4 protein-coding genes are annotated in these 3,777 nt (G+C 70.1%); 3 read left to right on the plus strand and 1 reads right to left on the minus strand.

The genetic code is table 11. The features are described 5' to 3' along the window. A partial coding sequence (locus tag AC5RUJ_RS12530) for a DUF4397 domain-containing protein (protein ID WP_494155939.1) occupies positions 1–719 on the minus strand: 719 nt, incomplete at its 3' end. Between the two features lie 190 nt (positions 720–909). Here AC5RUJ_RS12530 and AC5RUJ_RS12535 point away from each other — a divergent pair. The 3 genes from AC5RUJ_RS12535 (at position 910) to AC5RUJ_RS12545 (ending at position 3,551) form a co-directional block, all read left to right on the plus strand. Next, the gene (locus AC5RUJ_RS12535; protein WP_494014587.1) at positions 910–1,425 is read left to right on the plus strand and encodes a DUF6328 family protein; all 516 of its coding nucleotides are present in this window, start codon (positions 910–912) and stop codon (positions 1,423–1,425) included. Positions 1,426–1,489: 64 nt separating this feature from the next. Beyond that, a complete protein-coding gene (locus AC5RUJ_RS12540; RefSeq protein WP_494128546.1) occupies positions 1,490–3,103 on the plus strand; it encodes an SDR family oxidoreductase in 1,614 nt (537 codons plus the stop codon). Beyond that, entirely contained in the window at positions 3,087–3,551 is a 465-nt protein-coding gene (locus tag AC5RUJ_RS12545; RefSeq protein WP_494014589.1) for a hypothetical protein, read from the plus strand. The genes AC5RUJ_RS12540 and AC5RUJ_RS12545 overlap by 17 nt, the downstream gene beginning before the upstream one ends. Positions 3,552–3,777: the final 226 nt, after the last annotated feature.

Here is a 3,777-nt window from a genome sequence, read left to right on the forward strand (position 1 = left end):
CCGGCCTCTGCGGCCGCGCCCGACATGCCGCCCGGCACGGCGCCCGGCGCGGAATGCAGTCCTTCGATGTTCTGCACCGCAAGAGCCAGGTTGCCGTCATTCAGGCTGCCCCAGGCGTAGACGACCGTGTGGGTGCCCTCCGCCACCGGCACGTCGGCCGGGCCGATCACCGGTTCGGTGGTGCCCGCCGCGGCCACCGCCGCGGAGATCGTGCCCGGGTCGAGGGTGAGGGTCTGCTCGTCCGGGTTGGACAGGCCCTGGATCACCGGGGATCCTCCGGCCAGCACGTCGACGGCGGGGGCGGCGGCCGTGTGCCGCACGGTCAGCTTGCCCTTGCCGGCCTCAATGGCCGAGACGTCGTTGGTGAACAGGTTGGCGGTTGGATTGCCCTCGGCGTCCAGGTTGGCCACGGCGGTGTAGTTGCCGCCGCCTTCCAGTTGGACATCCACCGGGCCGATGGCGGGGCTGTCGGCGTTCTCGGCGTCCGAGGCGGTGATGGCCAGCGAGTACTCGCCCGCAGGCAGTGCCAGCGGACCGGCCAGGTCGCCGGGAGCGAAGTCATCCAGCGTCCGTTCGCCGTTCACCCACACGTCCACGGTCAAATCGGGGACGCCGTGCAGGACCGAGAGCTGGGCTTCCTGTTCGGCCGCCTGGGCGGGACTTGCCGCGCCGAGTGCCAGAAGCCCCAGGGCTGAAACCGTAACGATGCTCTTGCGCATTTTGTTCTCCTTCAACGGCCCGGGTGCTCCGGGCTGATCGGTGCTTACACCCCTACTACTGTCCGGGCGGGGTATTTGGATGCACTTTCATGGAAATTTTTTTTGGCGGCGTCTCTCCCCTCGGGATGCGCCCCGCCGTCGTACTTCCCCCGGTTGAGTGGAGAGCGGCCGGAGACGCTAAGTTTTTCCTATGGCTACGGAAGATCGCGTTAACGAACATTCAAAGGGCCGGACCGAGACCTTCGAGGAGAAGCTGGACCGGAATTGGAACGAGCTGCTGCAGGAGCTGCGGGTGATGCAGACCGGCGCGCAGATCATCACCGCGTTCCTGATGACGCTTCCGTTCCAGAGCCGCTTCAGCGATCTGGCCCCGTACCAGGTGAGCCTGTACATCGCGCTGCTGGTGCTTGCGGCGCTCATGACCGGCGTGATCCTCACGCCGGTGGCGATCCACCGCCAGCTGTTCGGGCTGCACCTCAAAGACGCGACCGTGGCGCACGGGCACCGGATCGTGAGGGTCGCGGTGCTGGGGATCGGGCTGCTGGCCACCGGTTGTGTGGCGTTCATCGTGGACGTGATCGCCGGCGACGTCCCTGCCCTGGCGGTGGGCGGCGGCGTGCTGGTGGCAATGTTCTTCCTGCTGTGGATCCTGCCGTACCTGCTGCGGCGCGGGCTGAGCGGCGCAGAGCCGCGCTCCAGGGACTGACGTCCGGCGCTTTCCGGGCCCTTGACCCCGTGACAGGGCCCGGCGCGGGTGGAAGCATGGCGTCATGGCCACTCCACCGGAACCGACGCCGCAGCTGGTGCTGGTCACCGGCGCCACCGGCTACATTGGCGGGCGGCTGGTTCCGCGGCTGCTGGCCCGCGGCTACGCCGTGCGCGTTCTGGTCCGCTCACCGGGCAAGCTCGCGGCCGTTCCGTGGCACGACGACGTGGACGTTGTTGCCGGCGACCTCGCCGACGCCGACGACGCCAAGCTGGCCTGCGCCGGCGTGCAGACGGTGTTCTACCTGGTGCACTCCATGGCCTCCGGGAACGACTATGAAGGGCGCGAACTCGCGGTAGCGCACACGGTTGCGGCCGCTGCCGCCGCGGCCGGGTCGCAACGGATCGTCTATCTGGGCGGGCTGCATCCGGAGAACGTCGAGTTGTCCCGCCACATGCGTTCGCGGGCTGCCGTGGGCCGGACGCTGCTGGAAGGCGAGGTGCCGGCGGCGGTCTTCCAGGCCGGCGTTGTGATCGGCTCCGGTTCCGCCTCCTTCGAGATGATCCGGCATCTGGCCGAAAACCTGCCGGTCATGCCGGCGCCCAGCTGGGTGCGGCGCACCGTGGAGCCGATAGCCATCAGCGATGTGCTGCACTACCTGGAACGGGCGCCGGAGCTGCCGGCCGGGCTGAACCGCACCTTCGACATCGGCTCGCGGGAACGGATCACCTACGCGGGACTGATGTACGGGTACGCGCGCGAGGCCGGGCTGGCGCGGCGGCTGATTTATGCCCTGCCGATTCCGGCTCCCGCGCTGGCCGGCTGGTGGGTGGCGCTGACGACCCCGATCCCGCACGCCATGGCCGTGCCGTTGGTGCAGTCCCTCCAGCACGACGCCGTCTCCGCGGAACACGACATCGACCGCTACATCCCGCCGCCCGAGGGCGGACTGACCGGGTACCGCCGCGCGGTGCAGCTGGCGCTGGGGAAGATGGCCAGCGGCGAGGTGGAAACCAGCTGGACCAACGCCTCCAACAGCCCGCCGTCGGACCCGCTGCCCAGCGACCCTGAGTGGGCGGGCCGCACCGTCTTCGTGGACGCGCGGGAACGCGGCTCCGCCGTCGCCGCCGAGGACGTCTGGCGGGTGATCCAGGGGATCGGCGGGGACAGCGGCTGGTACTCGTGGCCCGCGGCCTGGGCCATCCGGGGCGTGCTGGACAAACTGGTGGGCGGCGCCGGACTCAACCGCGGCCGGCGGCATGCCGACCGGCTCAGCGTGGGCGACGCCGTTGACTGGTGGCGGGTGGAGGCCATTGAGGACGCGCCCGAGCGCCGGCTGCTGCGGCTGCACGCCGAGATGAAGGTGCCGGGTCAGGCCTGGCTGGAACTGTCGGTGGTCCCCGCGGACGACGGCAGCGTCTACCGGCAGCGCGCCATCTACTTCCCCACCGGGCTCTCCGGCAAGCTCTACTGGTGGCTGGTGCTCCCGTTCCACGGGCTGATCTTCCCCTCCATGGCCCGCAACATCATCCGCCGGGCATCCGCGCTCGGGGCTGGGGGCGAGGCGACCGCCGCGGACTCGGCCGCCGGACGCAACGCTGCCGGGCTGGGGGCCGCCGGACTCGGGGCTGCCGGTGACGCGACAACCGGAAAGAGGCACCATGACAAAGCGACCTGACGACGTGCCCGCCGAAAAGTACCGGCGCCCCGAGGGCCTCGACGACGCCACCCTTGAGGCCCTGGGCAAGATTTCGGAGGCGCTGGAAGCGGTGGAACACGCCCGCGGCCTGCTGTACGGCTTTCACCGGCTCACCGGTACGGCCGACTTGGCGCTGGGCGAGGCGGTGGAGCTGCTGCGCAAGGCCGGACACCGGCAACTGGCCGAGCGCGTCGACCGGGAGATCGTGGGCCGCAACGTCATCGAGGGGCATTGGACGTTCCAGATCATCGACGAGTACGACGAGATCTACTACGGTCCCTTCAAGGAGCTGGAGCGGCAGGCACGTGAAACGCTGGCCGGCGGCCGCAAGCACCTGTTCGAAGCCGCCATGAAAGAGGACCGGCGCACCCACGGGCTCCGAAACCACGAGGCAAACGCCCCGGGCCAGCGGGACGCCGGCACCTGATCGCGGCCGGCACGATCCGGGCCCGGCTTCCAGGGGACAGCCTTTAAGCCACGACGTGCTCCGCCGGTCTGGCCGTTAGGCCTGCGGGTACACAACCGCCAGCGGCAGCCGCCCGCAGTCCAGCACAACCAGTTCCACATCGTTGTACCGGTCGCCGCGGGGCGGCACCGTCCGGGGGCGGGCCGGAGCGGCTTGGCTTCCGGGATCGCCGATCCTCCCTGCCGCC

The organism is Arthrobacter sp. Y3223164 (assembly GCF_059091005.1).